The organism is Pantoea sp. MT58 (genome assembly GCF_014495885.1).
Classification (GTDB): Bacteria; Pseudomonadota; Gammaproteobacteria; order Enterobacterales; family Enterobacteriaceae; genus Pantoea; species Pantoea eucalypti.
The window spans coordinates 2,107,943-2,122,235 of record NZ_CP061083.1; the positions used below are offsets into that span (position 1 = coordinate 2,107,943).

Consider the following 14,293-nt stretch of genomic DNA (forward strand, 5'->3'; position numbering starts at 1 on the left):
TAGCCAGTCACTCCCTGTTTCATAACCCGAAGGAAAAGCTGCGATCTCTCCGTCGTCCGGCACGCAGTCATAAAATGTCACGTTGCAGTCATCCCGTCCGGTAAATCCCCGCTATAGTTATTGCCTGTCACGTCCGTCATAACACCATGGAGATAACATGAGCCAACTTTTTTCCACTGTCTCGCTAGGCGAACTTACGCTGGATAACCGCATTGTGATTGCCCCGATGTGCCAGTACTCCGCTGAAGCAGGCAATGCGACCGCCTGGCATCGGATCCATCTTGGCCAGCTCTCCTTTTCCGGCGCCGGTCTGATGATTATTGAAGCCACTGCCGTTGAGGACATTGGCCGTATCTCTCCCGGCGATCTCGGTTTGTGGAATGATGATAATGAAGCCGCACTAAAAACAGTTCTGGATGATGTGCGCCGCTACTCCTCTATCCCGATTGGTATGCAGCTGGGCCATGCGGGACGTAAAGCGTCGTGCGCGGTTCCCTGGGAAGGCGGTAAGCAGATTGCACCCGATGCAGGCGGCTGGCAAACCGTAGCCCCGTCGGCACTGAGCTACAGCGCGGATGAAGTTAAACCGGTTGCCATGAGCATTGACGATCTGCAGCGGGTAAAAAAGGCTTTTGTTGAGAGTGCCCGCCGTGCAGTGCGCCTGGGTATTCAACTGATTGAAGTGCATGCCGCGCACGGCTATCTGCTGCATCAGTTTCTGTCACCGCTCTCGAATCAGCGCAGCGATGAATATGGCGGTTCGCTGGAAAATCGACTGCGCTTCCCGCTGGAAGTCTTCAAAGCCGTTCGTGAAGCCGTCCCGGCTGCCGTGCCGGTCGGGGTGCGCATTTCCGCGACTGACTGGGTTGAAGGCGGCTGGGAAATCGAGCAGTCGATCGCCTTCTCCCGTGAGCTGGAAGCGCTGAACTGCGCCTATATTCACGTCTCAAGTGGCGGCCTGTCGGAAAAACAGAAAATCAGCGTCGGCCCGAATTATCAGGTGCCGTTCGCCCGCGATATTCGTGAGCAGGTGTCGATTCCGGTCATTGCGGTTGGCTTAATCACTGAGCCGCAGCAGGCAGAAGATCTGCTGCAACAGGGCGAAGCTGACCTGGTGGCGCTGGCGCGAGGAATTCTCTATGACCCACGCTGGCCGTGGCACGCAGCGGCCGCGCTGGATGGCAAAGTCCAGGTTCCGCCGCAGTATCTGCGTTCTGAACCGCACGATGTAAAAGGCATCCTGACGCAGGATCAGTAAGCGTTAACGGGCAGGCCGCGTTACCGTGGTCTGCCCGCGATTTTAAAGAATGCCTTTCAGCCGCAGATGCTGGAGCAGCATAATGGTCTTGGCATCCACGATCTCACCCTGATCAATCGCCTGTAAGGCCTTGTCGAAACCGATCTCCAGTACCTCGATATCTTCGCCCTCTTCCACTATTCCGCCGCCTTCACCGCTGCGCTGTTGATCGTCATACTCAGCAATAAAGAAGTAGAGTTTTTCCGTCACTGAACCGGGGCTCATAAAAGCCTCAAAAACCTTTTCTACGCGACTGACGCGAAAGCCCGTCTCCTCTTCCGCTTCGGCAACAATACGCGTCTCAGGCGAGGCGTTATCCAGCAGACCAGCGGCCGCTTCAATCAGAAAGCCATCATGCCCGTTCAGAAAAACCGGAAAGCGAAACTGCCGGGTCAACACGACTGTGCGTTTATCACGGTTATAGAGAAGGATCACCGCGCCGTTACCCCGGTCATAGGCTTCGCGGCTCTGCTCCTGCCAGCGACCATCACGGCGCAGCAGCGAGAAGGTATATTTCTTCAGGGTATACCAGTTATCTGACAGCAACTGCTCGTTGATGATGCGCACGCGGGGATGGTTCTGCTGCATGATGTTCTCCATGATGAGTAGACAGTCTTCACGCTATCATGCAGAATCGTGCAAATTCAAGAAAAAACATGCAGAGAAAAATGATGCTATCCAGCCAGAGAAAACAGACGATCCTCGCCCTTCTCGCCCAGGAAAAGCAGGTACAGTCGCGCGACCTCAGTCAGCGCTTTGGACTCTCAGAAGATTCTGTCCGGCGTGACCTGCGTGAACTGGCGGCCGAAGGATTACTGCAGAGAGTGCATGGTGGCGCGTTGCCGGTTTCGGCTGCATTGGGCACCTTTGAAACACGCAAAAGCGTGCAGACAGCGTCTAAACAGGTTATTGCGCAGAAGGCGGTCTCGCTGATCCAGCCGGGACAGATTGTGCTAATCGACGGCGGGACCACCAGCGCAGAACTGGTACGACAGTTACCGACAACGCTGAGCTTTACCGCCGTGACACACAGTCCCAGCGTGGCGCTGGCGTTAGCCGATCACCCACGCGTGGAGGTCATACTGATTGGCGGGCAACTTTATAAGCATTCGGTGGTGGCGTTAGGCGCAGCTATGCTGGAGTCGATAAACCGCATTAACGCCGATCTCTTTTTTATGGGTGTTACCGGTGTGCATCCGGCGGCGGGTCTGACAACCGGGAATTTTGAAGAAGCGACGGTGAAGCGGGCGCTGGCAGGACGCGCAGCAGAAACCGTGGTACTGGCGTCCGCCGAAAAGCTCAATTCAGCGTCGGCATTTGCCATTGGCGATCTGTCGCTGGCGAGTACGCTGGTAGTGGAAACAGAGCCGGACGAGGCGCTGAAAAAGGCGCTCGGCCAGCACGGTGTGACGATCATCTGAGATCGCAGCAAGCCTGCAGCGCAAGATACGGGCCGGTCAGCGGTCTCTGCGCAGGGGGAAACTGCTGTGCGACAGGCGTCATTGAACTTTGTGCCAGGGCAACGGCAACCGCGCCCTGCTGATAAGCCTGCTCTGCTGCTGCCCCAATCAGGGCAAAGTAGCGTGCTGTGTCTCCCGCTTTAAACGCTGCCCACGCATCTTCCACCAGCATGACCTCGATCTGACTGTCTGGATGACAGAAGAGTGTCCGTGTCGCAGCCAGCGTCGATTCTGCGGCACACAGCGCCACCGTCGGCCCCGTAAGACGCCGCAGTGTCTCCGCTAACATCCGGTCAGTGCGCATTACCCCAGCATGCGTACTGAAATCATCAGCAACCGGCCCCAGCGTCGAACAGGTGATCAGAACCGCATCAAACTGCGGCAGCAGCGATTCAATCAGCTGTGCAATACGGCGGCGTAATTCCACTGTCATCCCGCCGCTTCGCTCCGCCTCAGTCAGCAGCGCAGGCATCACCAGATGATTCAGGGACGGAATGTCGAGAGCCAGTACGCGGGCGGCATCATCAAAGATCGCGATATTACTGGCGGCGGTATGGAAGCAAAGAATGTTCAGGGTGAGCTCCGGTTCTTCATAAAGTTAGCGTGCGGGCGACCATGCGGCCTGCTGGATAACGACACGATAACCATCCCCATCAATAAATGTCACGCCCCGTTGATCCCAGTAGGGATTAAATGATGGCATCCGCTGAAATCCTGCCTCATCCATGCTGTTACAGCGAGCCAGCCAGTCAGGCTGTTGTGGGATGTAGAGCACCAGCAGATCGTCATCCGTTGGCGATGGCCGGACGGGATGCGTGTGACAGAGCGTGAATTCGAGATGCCAGGCCAGCCCGTCAGCGCCCAGCATCACACCACTGAACCCCTGATGGTCAGTAAACTCACCGATTTTTTGCAACCCCAGCCCAAGGCAATAGATTTGGCAGCTTTGCGTCAGGTCAGTCACTGGACGGGCAATACGCAGATGCGGGATAGTCATGCTTCTCTCCTTGTTGAGTTCACTGATATTTATCACAATCCTCTGAGCTTCCCGTGACGCTGGATGCGTAACCACTTCCCCGGCACTTCCATCAAACCACCGTTTTTTGCAAAAAGATGTGAATACCCTTCCGCGCAGTCCTGACCCTGAAATCGCTCTGCAGTCGGCGTGCCGCTGCGGTCGGCACCCTGTTCCGGTTATCCGGAAAATCACCTTACCGCTCACAGCGCTAAACGCATTCCCGCTGCGGTCATCTACACTTTCCCGGTATTCATACGGCAATGTCCTGTGCATTGCCTGGCTATAAAAGGAAGACAATATGACTGAACACGCTACCCAGAACCACGCCTGGTTACTGGCATCACGCCCTCACGGTGAGCCGACCAAAGAGAATTTCCGCCATGTGGCTCAGCCCGTTCCGGAAATCAAAGAGGGTGAAGTGCTGCTGAAAACCATCTACCTCTCGCTTGACCCCTACATGCGTGGCCGGATGGATGAGGGTAAATCCTACGCTGCGCCCGCAGAGCTGGATGAGCCAATGGTGGGCGGCACCGTCTGTCAGGTTGCAGAATCGAAAAACAGCAACTTTAAAACCGGTGACTGGGTGCTGGCGCAGAGCGGCTGGCAGGAATATGCCGTTTCCGATGGCAAAGAGATTGCGAAGCTGGACAACGATATGCCATATCCTTCATGGGCGCTGGGCATTCTCGGTATGCCTGGCTTTACCGCCTATATGGGTCTGATGGATATCGGTCAGCCGAAAGCGGGCGAAACCCTGGTGGTTGCCGCCGCAACCGGTCCAGTGGGCGCAACGGTCGGTCAGTTGGGCAAACAGAAAGGGTGCCGCGTAGTCGGTGTCGCCGGTGGCGAAGAAAAATGCCGTTATGCGGTCGATACGCTGGGTTTTGATGCCTGCCTCGATCACCACAGCGCAGACTTTGAAGAGCAACTGAAAAACGCCTGCCCGGATGGCATCGATATTTACTTCGAAAACGTCGGTGGCAAAGTGTTTGATGCCGTATTCCCGCTGCTGAACACCGCGGCACGCGTGCCGGTCTGTGGTCTGGTCTCCGCGTACAGCCAGCGTGAGCTGCCGGACGGTCCGGACAGAACCTCGCTGATCATGGCAGGTATCCTTAAGCGTCGTATCCGTATGCAGGGCTTTATCATCTTCCAGGATTACGGTGACCGTTATCCTGAGTTCCTCAAAGCAATGAGCCCGCTGGTGGAGAGCAAAAAAATCCACTATCGCGAGCATATGATTGAGGGATTAGAGAATGCACCACAGGCGTTTATCGACATGCTGAATGGCAAAAACTTCGGTAAAACCGTGGTGAAGGTCAGCGAGTAATCGCGTTAGCGTGCCACGTCACTGACGTGGCACGCATTTATCAATGCGGCTGCCGGGAAACGTGTTCGGCAGCCGCACGATTAGCGTCACTGACTGCCTCTCCCAGAGTTGCGCCAAGACTCAGGCGCTGACACAACACCCCGACAAAGCAATCCCCGGCACCGTGTGTACTGACCAGCGTCACCTTTTGCGCCGCCAGCGTGTGCGTCTCTCCTGCCTCGCTGTAAGCCACTCCGTGTTCACCTGCTGTCACCACCACGCGGGCAAAGCGTCCCGCCAGCGATGCCGCCGCCGCACGCGCTGAAGTCAGATCCTGCACGTTAATCCCGCACATATCGCGCGCTTCGATGGCGTTCACCACCAGCAGATCGATACAGCCCTCAAACGCCGCCGACAATGTCCGGGCAGGTGCAGCATTCACACAGACCGTAATCCCCCGCTGCCGTGCCGCCTGTGCCGCGCAGAGATTTACCGCCTCCGGGACTTCGTTTTGCAGCACCAGCAGCGAAACATCCTGCCAGAAGCCTGGCTGTGCAAAGGTCTCAAGCGGGATTTGCTGATTGGCATTAGAAACCACTACCGCGCCGTAATCCCCTTCAGCATCGGTAATCGCCACGCTCATGCCGGAGGGAAGCGCATCGGTCACACTCACCTGCGTACAATCGACACCGGCCTGCTGCAGATGATCCAGCAGGAATTTCCCCTGCTGATCGCGCCCCACCGAACCGGCAAAACGCACTGCTGCGCCCGCACGGGCCGCCGCGACCGCCTGATTCCCGCCCTTGCCGCCGAACTTATAGTGACAGGCGCTGCCCATCACCGTTTCGCCTTTCTCCGGGCGATGGTGTGCGTCCAGCATAATGTCGTAATGAAGACTGCCGGTGACTGCAATTTTGCTCATAGCTAGAATTCCCGCAGATCCTGAACCGCATGCTGGGTTTTCATCAGGTTCTTCTCCGCCCGCTTCAGATCTTTCTTGGCGATAGCGACAAACAGCGCATCCAGAATATTGAGCTGGGCGATGCGTGACGCGGCGTTTTCACCCAACAGATGCGATCCCTGAGAGGTTGAATTGAGGACCACATGCGCACTCTGCGCGATCGGGGATTCGGCGTAGTTAGTAATGGCGATCACTTTCGCGCCATTCTTTCCCGCCAGTTTAACCGGATCGTTCACTGCACGTGTCGCACCCGAATGGCTGATGGCGATAACCACATCGTCATCAGATAACACGGCGGCTGACATCAGCATGATGTGGGCGTCGTCATAGGCGGTCGACTTGATGCCAATCTTCAGCATCTTGTGCGACAGGTCCCGCGCCACGGCGGCAGAGCCGCCGACAGCATAGAGATCGATATGACGCGCTTTAAAGATGATATCCGCCGCACGATTGAATTCAGAGACATCCAGAATCGATAATGTTTCTTCGATGGCCTGGATAGAGGTTCTGAAGACTTTGGCCAGCAACTGCTCCGACGAATCATCCGGCTCAATTTCCGCATGCAGTCCCGCCACTTCAGACTGGTTGTAATAGATCAGACCACTTCTGAAATGCCTGAAGCCGGTGAAGTTAAGTTTTTTTGTAATCTTAACGATCATCGCTTCAGAGACATTATTCTCCTGCGCAATCTCCTTTAAAGACGACTGCTCAGTCATGTCGGTTCGGGCAATTATCGCCTCCGCCACACGGCGTTCTAACGGCGTCAGTTGGGGCAAACGCATACGAATCTGAGCGCCAATGGCTCGCGGATCTTGCTTCATTACTTGCCTCGGGTCGCCCGGTCAATCAACATCGCTATGATAATAATAAGGCCGGTAGCGAGCAATTGGTAAAAGGCCTGAATGTTCAGTAAGGTCAGGCCATTACGTAACACCCCGAGGATCACCACGCCAATCAGCGTGCCGAAAATACTGCCCTTGCCGCCCATCAATGATGCACCGCCAATGGCCGCCGCCGCGATAGCGTCCAGCTCCCACAGGTTGCCGATAGTCGGCTCGGCAGCGCCCAGACGACCAATCAGAATCAGCGAAGCGAGTGACGCCAGCAGACCGGAGAAGATGTAAACCGTCACCTTGGTGCGCTTCACCGGCACACCCGCGACCCGCGCCGCCTCTTCATTACCACCGATCGCCAGAATATATTCCCCCAGCGGGGTCTTATTCATCACCGTCCAGAGCAGCAGCGCAATCACCGCCACAATCACAATCGGCGTCGGAATACCCAGCACCGTGCTATTGATCAGGCTGCGGAACGCCAGCGGAATGCCAAAGACCGGATTGCCGCCGGTATAAATCAGCGCGATAGCCCGGAACAGCGACAGGCCGCCCAGCGTAACGATAAACGGCTGCAGCCCGGCATAGGCAATCAGCGAACCGCTGAACAGCCCGCACATCGCGCCGACGCCCAGCGTCGCGAGAATCGCCAGCGGCACCGGCACACCCAGGGTCATCAGCGTGGCACCCAGCACCGCTGAGAGCGCCGCGGTGGGGCCAACCGAAAGGTCAATCCCGCCGGAGATAATCACCAGCGTCATGCCCAGAGCAATCAGGGCGTTGATCGAAGACTGCTGCAATATATTCAGCAGATTTGGCAGCGTGAAAAAGACCGGCGACAGAAACGAAAATGTCACCACGATAATCAACAGGCCAATTAAAGTACCGGCATCACGCACGTTAAATTTAAGCCGCAGCGCGGGTCGGGTACCTGGCGCGGTGGAGGTCTGAGTCGTCATAATATTAACCTTAAATAGTGTCAGGTAAGCGGTCAGGCGGTCTGGTCGATATCTTTAATGGCATAGCGGGCAATGTTCTCTTCGGTGATCGCGCTGCCAGTGAGCTCTTTGGTGATACGCCCCTCGCGCATCACCAGCACCCGGTCAGAGATGCGCATAATCTCGGTCATCTCTGACGACACCACGACAATGGCTTTGCCCGCCTGCGCCAGTTTCTCAATCAGGTGATAGATCTCAGACTTAGCGCCAATGTCGATGCCACGCGTCGGCTCATCAAACAGAAACACGTTGGCATCCGCCGCCACCCAGCGGCCAATAATCACTTTTTGCTGATTGCCGCCGCTCAGCGTGCCGATGGTTTTCTCAATGTCGAGCGGACGCAGTTTGAGGTCGCCCATCACCCTCAGCGCCTCACGGTCGAGCCGGGCATGGTTCATCAGCCCCGCCAGCGTGAAGCGGTGCATCGACGGCAGCGCCATGTTCATCTTCACCGCCCGCTCTTTAATGATGCCCTCTTTCTTGCGATCCTCCGGCACCAGGCCAATACCTGCTTTGATCGCCGCACGCACGTTGTGGTTCTGCACTGCGGTGCCGTTGACGCTCACCGTGCCACCGGTACGCCTGTCGATGCCGGCAATCAGCTTGAGCAGTTCGGTCCGCCCCGCACCCACCAGCCCGGCAATGCCCAGCACTTCACCAGCTCGCACGCTGAAACTGGCGGCTACCACGTCATTGCCCCGCGTCAGATCCTCTACCCGCAGCACCTCGCGTTCGCTGACAAACGCCTGATGGTCGAGTTTGTCGATCTTCCGTCCGACCATTTTGGCGACAATGCTCTCTTCATCCTCATCACTGATGTTGACCACACCCACCTGCTTTCCGTCACGCATAATGGTGGCGCGGTCGCAGACCCGGAAAATCTCATTCATCTTGTGCGACACATAGATCAGCGAGACGCCGGTCGACTTCAGATCGCCTATCAGCTCCGCCAGCCGGTCGAACTCGCGGGGCGTCAGACTGGAAGTCGGCTCATCCATGGCGATGATTTTTGCGTCATCCAGCAGCGCACGGGCGATCTCAACAATCTGCTGCTGCGACACCTTGAGATTTCTGATCGGCGTATCGGGATCGATAGTGGGATCCAGCGTCTTCAGAATCAGCGTCGCCCGCGCCAGCTGCGCTTTTTTATCCACCCACCAGCCACCGGCACGGGTCAGCGGGCGACCCAGGAACATGTTCTGCGCCACGGAAAGCTCAGGAACATGCTGCAACTCCTGGTGAATCATGGCGATACCGGCCTGACGTGCACTGAGCGGGCTGCGAATCTGCACTCTGTTGCCATTAACGCTGATCTCTCCGCTGTCAGCGCCGCGCACGCCTGAGAGGATATTCAGTAGTGTCGATTTACCCGCGCCGTTTTCCCCAATCAGCGCATGCACCTCGCCGGGTCGCACTGAAAAATCGACCTCCTGCAGTGCGGCGGCGTTACCGTAACTTTTGTTGATGCCGCGCATCATTAAGCGAAACTGTTCCATACCCGCCTCCGCCGACTATTGCTGAGCCAGCAGCTCACGCAACCGGTTGTTGTCTTTGGTCGAGAACGCGTCGACGTTCTCTTTAGTGATCAACGCCTGTGGCGTGGAGATAACGCGCGACAGTTTCTGTCCATTGATCAGACGGATCATGACGTCCATCGCCACTTCACCGGTCAGCACCGGGAAGCTGTCCACCGTGCCGGTCAGCTCGCCGCGCTTGATTGAGGCGTACGCATCCGAAATGCCGTCAGTGCCAAAGATCGCCACCTGTGACGCTTTGTTCTGCGCCCTCACTGCTTCCACCACGCCCAGCGCCATGGTGTCGTTGTTCGCATAGAAGCCAATCAGGTCAGGATGCTGCTGAAGGATGGTTGACGCCGCATTAAAGGCCTGCTCGCGACTCCAGTTCGCCGGCACGCTGGCAACAATGGTGAACTTGCCATTTGCGTCCAGTGTCTCTTTGAAGCCACGGGTACGCTGTCCGGCGGCATACACGCCCGGCTGCCCTTCAATCACCGCGACTTTCCCGCCCTGCGGATGATGCTGAATAAACCACTTCGCGACCCGCACACCGTTATCTTTCTGCACGTTGCCAACGTAGTAACGCGCATTCGGCATCACCGCATCGTTGACGTTCACCACCGGGATATTCTTGCTGTTCGCACTCTCCAGCGCAGGCTGCAGGTTGATGTCGGTCTGCGGCGAAACCAGCAGGCCGTTAAAGCCCTGGGAGATCAGGGTCTCTGCAATCGACAGCTGACCAAGCTGATCGTCCTCATTGGCTGCCGCCTGGTACTCGACGGTAATGCCATACTTTTTCGTCGCGTCCTGGTAGCCCTGGCCGAGCAGGCGCCAGTACTCATTCGTGAGGGTTTTTGATACCCCGCCAATTTTCAGCGACTTGTCGACTTTCGGCAGCGCGCCATATTTAGTATCAAGCTGGGTCCAGTCGGTGCGATCCGGTTCAGTGTCGGATTGCAGCGGTGCCAGATCTGCCGCATAAACTGTGCTGCAGAGCAGTGAAGAAGCGATAAAGGCAAGCAGGCGTTTTTTCATTTTTATAGTCTCAGCATGTGGGTAGAGGTGTGATGTTCTTATGATTAATCGACTGTCAGCGAGCCAGCATGATGTCGTTGACAATCTGCTGGGAAGCCACCGCATCCTGACGCGAAATAGCCGCCAGTAATGCCGCGTTACCGTGCAGCTGGTCACAGAGTCTGAGCAGGCGCTTAACGGTGGCGATGTTGCTCTCTGCTTCACGAATCGGGTCCAGACCGCTGGCATCCGGGAAGGTATCGAAGTAGTAAGCGCCACTGTAGCCGTCACGCTGCATCTGCCAGAGAAACTCCAGCGTGGCGCGCGGATTCACGGAGGCAACCATCAGTCCGTCGTCACGTTTGCCCCAGCCGTCATTCAGGTCCAGTCCCAGCAGCCGTGAGCGGCGTGCCACCATCGCAGCAGCGTAAGCCGGGATCTCATTGGCAAACAGGACGTGCGCGAAATCCAGCGTGATACCCAGATTGGCGCAGCCGGCCTCTTCCACTGCCAGCAGACAGGTGGTCGCGTTGGGGAAGATGCTGTAGGCGCGAGGCTCATTCGGTTTATATTCGATGCTGACGTCGACATCCGGCGCGTACTCTGCCACTTCACGTACAGCGCTGACCGCATCCTCCCAGATCTTTTTGTAGTCGGCCTGGAAGCAGTAATCAAATCCATCCTGCCCCATCCACAGGGTCATCAGTCGGGAACCAAACTCCCGCCCCGCATCGATACCGCGCTTGGTCAGCTCGATCGCTTCACGACGCACTTTCGCATCCGGATGGGTAAATGCACCGATTTTGAACTGAGGTGCATCCCAGCGCATCTGCATGCCGTTTACCGCCAGACCTGCATCCTCAATCGCCTGGCGCAGAGTGGCGATGTCAGTGGTGAGATGCTGCGGAAAGTTAAGATCGAGATGTGTTAAGCCATTTACCTTTCCCGCACGGGCAACCATCTGGAGAACCGACGGCTTGCCCTGCAGGTCAGGCCAGTAGAGGTGTGCGCCCGAGGCGAACGAGTTGAGACGGGTAGCAAATTTCAGTTCCGACATGAGGCTCAATCCTTCAGAGTGCGTATTGTGAAGTACTTTTCATATTCACGATTAATTGTGAAGTTATATATTAATCTACGCCTCGCGGCTTAATGCGCAAGTCTGTCAGGATGGGGAAATCTCTAAACCGGGAGCACTGTCACGAAATAGTTTCGGTGTGTTATCAGATGAATAACAGGCAGTGGAGGGAGAATTTAATTGAAAGACAACGGGTTGTCGTGAGAAGCCGGGCGTGGAATCTGGCAGAGAAAGAAATGAAAAAAGCTGAGCGCCAGGGCGGCGCTCAGCGGGACGAGATGACTTACTTCAGACGGAAAGCGACAACACTGTCGCCCTGCGTGGTGCCGAGCGAGCCGTGGCCGCCTGCGGCAATCACCACGTACTGCTTGCCATCTTTACCCATAAAGGTGGATGGCGTGGCCTGCGCTCCGGCGCTGAGTTCAGTCTGCCACAGCAGTTCGCCAGTGGTGCTGTCGTAAGCACGGAAGAAGTTATCTGCCGTTGCGCCGTGGAACACCAGATCACCCGCCGTCAGCAGCGGTCCGCCGTGCGCCACCATCCCCATCGGGAAACCGATCGGGAAGCGGCCAGGCAGGAAGCTGGTCTTGAGGTTTTTGGTGGTGCCGACGCGGCGCAGCCATTCGGTTTTGCCGGTGGTCAGATCCACACCCACCATCCGTCCCCACGGTGGCGCGATGCAGGGAATACCCAGTCCCGACGCCATCTGCTGGATGTGAATCGCGTAGTCACCGTGGAAGTTCTCATTCCAGTACGGCGTGCCATCTTTGGTGAAAGTACGCTGCGTTTCGGTTTCCGGCGTGCGCTTAATCAGGTTGTATTTGTAAGCCAGGCGTACCGGTGCCGCAATCAGCATCTGACGCTGTGGGTCAACAGCCACGGAACCCCAGTTAAACACCCCGATATTGCCCGGGAAGATCAGCGAGCCTTTCTCGGTGGGCGGCGTCCACGGGTTACCGTCATAGCGCAACTCACGGAAGGTGGTGCGGCAGGCCATCTGATCAAACGGCGTGATGCCCCACATCGACTTCTCAGTCAGTGGTTGCGGGATGAAGTTCAGGCTGGAGACCGGCTGGGTCGCCGCATACTGCTCGCCCTTAATGCCATCGGTAGAGACCTTAACCTGCTCTACCGGGTAAACCGGTTCGCCAGTCAGGCGATTCAGCACAAACAGGTTGCCGGTTTTGGTCGGCAGGATCACCGCAGGCTGCGGCTTGCCCTGATAGTTAATATCCACCAGCGAGGGCTGTGATGGGTTATCACGATCCCACAGGTCGTGGTTCGAACTCTGATAGCGCCATTTGAACGCACCGGTTTTCAGATCAAGCGCCACCAGCGCATCACGGAATTTCTCGGTGTTGCTGGCTGGATCGCGTTCAATCCCTACTTCATCCGGCGAGGCATTACCAAACGGCACATAGACCAGGCCGTTTTTCAGGTCCGCGCTAAGGGTAGCCCAGGCGATCGGGGTATCCTGCGGATAGGTGGCTCCTGCAGCGACGGGCGCGGTGTTATCCGGGTTAGCCGGATCGAAGTTCCACACCAGACGACCACTGACGGCGTCATAGGCACGGATCACACCCGATGGGTTGCCGCTGTTGAAGCCGTTATCCATCACTGAGCCGCCGACAATCACCAGATTGCCTGCCACCAGCGGTGCTGAGGTCTGCATCAGCGCATGCGGACGCACCTCGCCCATGTTGGCGCGCAGGTTCACCACACCGTTGTCACCAAAGTCAGCGCACGGCTTGCCGGTGTCGGCATCCAGCGCCAGCAGGCGGGCATCGGTGGTCGCGTTAAAGATACGCTTGCGGCAGATGGCCGGTGCTGCGCCCGTCTGCTGTTGCACCTGCTGACCGGCATCGAAATAGCTCACGCCGCGACAGGTCTGATGCTGCTGCAGATAAGAGCGGTTTTTATCCGGCGCGGTTTTCCACTTCACCGCACCCGTTTCCGGGTCAAGCGCATGGACTTCGTTGTGCGGCGTACAGAAGTAAAGCATGCCGTTGGCTTTCAGCGGCGTCGCTTCAAAGGTGTATTCGGTCGCATCATCACCCTGACGCAGATCGCCGGTGTGATAGGTCCAGGCCACTTCCAGATCGTTGACGTTATCTTTGGTGATCTGCTTCAGCGCCGAGAAGCGCTGGCCATCCGCGGTTCCGCCATAGGCGCTCCACTCGTCAGCGGCACCACCGGTCGCAGAGGCGTTACGCGGTGTATTGATAGCGCCCTGCTGCGGCAACGGATCGTAGAAGCAGAGGCCAGCCACCAGCAATACCATCAGCACCACTGAACCGCCGAGGAACGGATGGAAGCGACGCTGTCCCTGATAAAGCGGACGCACCACCCACGGCAGAGCCAGCCAGACGCCCAGCACACCAAAGAGGTCACCGCGCGGGATCCACTGCCATTTGTCGAAGCCCACTTCCCAGATAGTCCAGATGAGTGTGACCCACATCAGCAGCGCATAGAGGGTCAGCGCACTGCGCTTGTTCATTAATAGCAGAATAGCGCTGAGCAAAACGCCTGCACCCATCAGCGCATAGAACGCGCTGCCTCCTGCCAGCAGGAGTTGTCCTCCCATGTAAATCAGGGCAATAGCAAATATCACCATGATTATACTGGTTAATTTATTGATCATGATCCTTCCTCGGGTCATTAGCGACGATAGGTAAGTTAAGCTGGAAACATAAATTCAACGAGATTTTAACTTACGCGTGAAATATGTAAAAACGTGTACAGGCGTAAATCATTAGCAATATTTATTGTAAATGTTACCTTCAGAGGTATTCAGACCGCTTTTTTTACTTT

13 protein-coding genes are annotated in these 14,293 nt (G+C 56.7%); 3 read left to right on the top strand and 10 right to left on the bottom strand.

Annotated features, from left to right (window positions below; all coding sequences use genetic code 11):
* Positions 1–157: 157 nt before the first annotated feature.
* Positions 158–1,258 (top strand): NADH:flavin oxidoreductase/NADH oxidase, encoded by a 1,101-nt coding sequence (locus IAI47_RS09960; RefSeq protein WP_008925189.1) that lies wholly within the window; start codon positions 158–160, stop codon positions 1,256–1,258.
* A gap of 42 nt (positions 1,259–1,300) precedes the next feature.
* On the opposite strand, the gene IAI47_RS09965 is transcribed toward IAI47_RS09960, so the two are convergent.
* Positions 1,301–1,885, bottom strand: a complete 585-nt coding sequence (locus IAI47_RS09965; protein WP_008925188.1) for an NUDIX domain-containing protein — start codon at positions 1,883–1,885, stop codon at positions 1,301–1,303.
* A gap of 83 nt (positions 1,886–1,968) precedes the next feature.
* Between IAI47_RS09965 and IAI47_RS09970 the strand changes: the two genes are divergently transcribed.
* On the top strand, positions 1,969–2,718 hold the full coding sequence (locus tag IAI47_RS09970) for a DeoR/GlpR family DNA-binding transcription regulator (protein WP_008925187.1): 750 nt from the start codon (positions 1,969–1,971) through the stop codon (positions 2,716–2,718).
* On the opposite strand, the gene IAI47_RS09975 is transcribed toward IAI47_RS09970, so the two are convergent.
* Both IAI47_RS09975 and IAI47_RS09980 read right to left on the bottom strand, forming a co-directional pair.
* A complete protein-coding gene (locus IAI47_RS09975; RefSeq protein ID WP_223296438.1) occupies positions 2,711–3,190 on the bottom strand; it encodes a glutamate racemase in 480 nt (159 codons plus the stop codon). The two genes, IAI47_RS09970 and IAI47_RS09975, sit on opposite strands and share 8 nt — an antisense overlap.
* Before the next feature lie 165 nt (positions 3,191–3,355).
* A complete protein-coding gene (locus IAI47_RS09980; protein WP_008925184.1) occupies positions 3,356–3,754 on the bottom strand; it encodes a VOC family protein in 399 nt (132 codons plus the stop codon).
* A gap of 319 nt (positions 3,755–4,073) precedes the next feature.
* Here IAI47_RS09980 and IAI47_RS09985 point away from each other — a divergent pair, with 319 nt between their 5' ends.
* The gene (locus tag IAI47_RS09985; protein ID WP_008925183.1) at positions 4,074–5,105 is read left to right on the top strand and encodes an NADP-dependent oxidoreductase; all 1,032 of its coding nucleotides are present in this window, start codon (positions 4,074–4,076) and stop codon (positions 5,103–5,105) included.
* A gap of 40 nt (positions 5,106–5,145) precedes the next feature.
* On the opposite strand, the gene IAI47_RS09990 is transcribed toward IAI47_RS09985, so the two are convergent.
* From IAI47_RS09990 to IAI47_RS10020, 7 genes are all read right to left on the bottom strand, one after another.
* On the bottom strand, positions 5,146–6,006 hold the full coding sequence (locus IAI47_RS09990) for a PfkB family carbohydrate kinase (RefSeq protein WP_008925182.1): 861 nt from the start codon (positions 6,004–6,006) through the stop codon (positions 5,146–5,148).
* A gap of 2 nt (positions 6,007–6,008) precedes the next feature.
* Complete coding sequence (locus IAI47_RS09995; protein ID WP_008925181.1) at positions 6,009–6,866, bottom strand: MurR/RpiR family transcriptional regulator; 858 nt, start codon at positions 6,864–6,866, stop codon at positions 6,009–6,011.
* Entirely contained in the window at positions 6,866–7,837 is a 972-nt protein-coding gene (locus IAI47_RS10000) for an ABC transporter permease (RefSeq protein ID WP_003853579.1), read from the bottom strand. The genes IAI47_RS09995 and IAI47_RS10000 overlap by 1 nt, the downstream gene beginning before the upstream one ends.
* A 32-nt stretch (positions 7,838–7,869) precedes the next feature.
* Positions 7,870–9,372 carry a sugar ABC transporter ATP-binding protein gene (locus IAI47_RS10005; RefSeq protein ID WP_008925180.1) on the bottom strand — a complete coding sequence of 501 codons (1,503 nt, stop codon included), beginning with the start codon at positions 9,370–9,372 and terminating at the stop codon, positions 7,870–7,872.
* A gap of 15 nt (positions 9,373–9,387) precedes the next feature.
* Positions 9,388–10,428, bottom strand: coding sequence for a substrate-binding domain-containing protein (locus IAI47_RS10010; RefSeq protein WP_008925179.1), 1,041 nt, complete (start codon positions 10,426–10,428; stop codon positions 9,388–9,390).
* A 55-nt stretch (positions 10,429–10,483) separates the two neighbouring features.
* Positions 10,484–11,464: a TIM barrel protein gene (locus IAI47_RS10015; protein WP_008925178.1), complete on the bottom strand. Its 981-nt coding sequence runs from the start codon at positions 11,462–11,464 to the stop codon at positions 10,484–10,486.
* 301 nt (positions 11,465–11,765) lie between these two features.
* The gene (locus IAI47_RS10020; protein ID WP_003853572.1) at positions 11,766–14,123 is read right to left on the bottom strand and encodes a membrane-bound PQQ-dependent dehydrogenase, glucose/quinate/shikimate family; all 2,358 of its coding nucleotides are present in this window, start codon (positions 14,121–14,123) and stop codon (positions 11,766–11,768) included.
* Between the last annotated feature and the right edge of the window lie 170 nt (positions 14,124–14,293).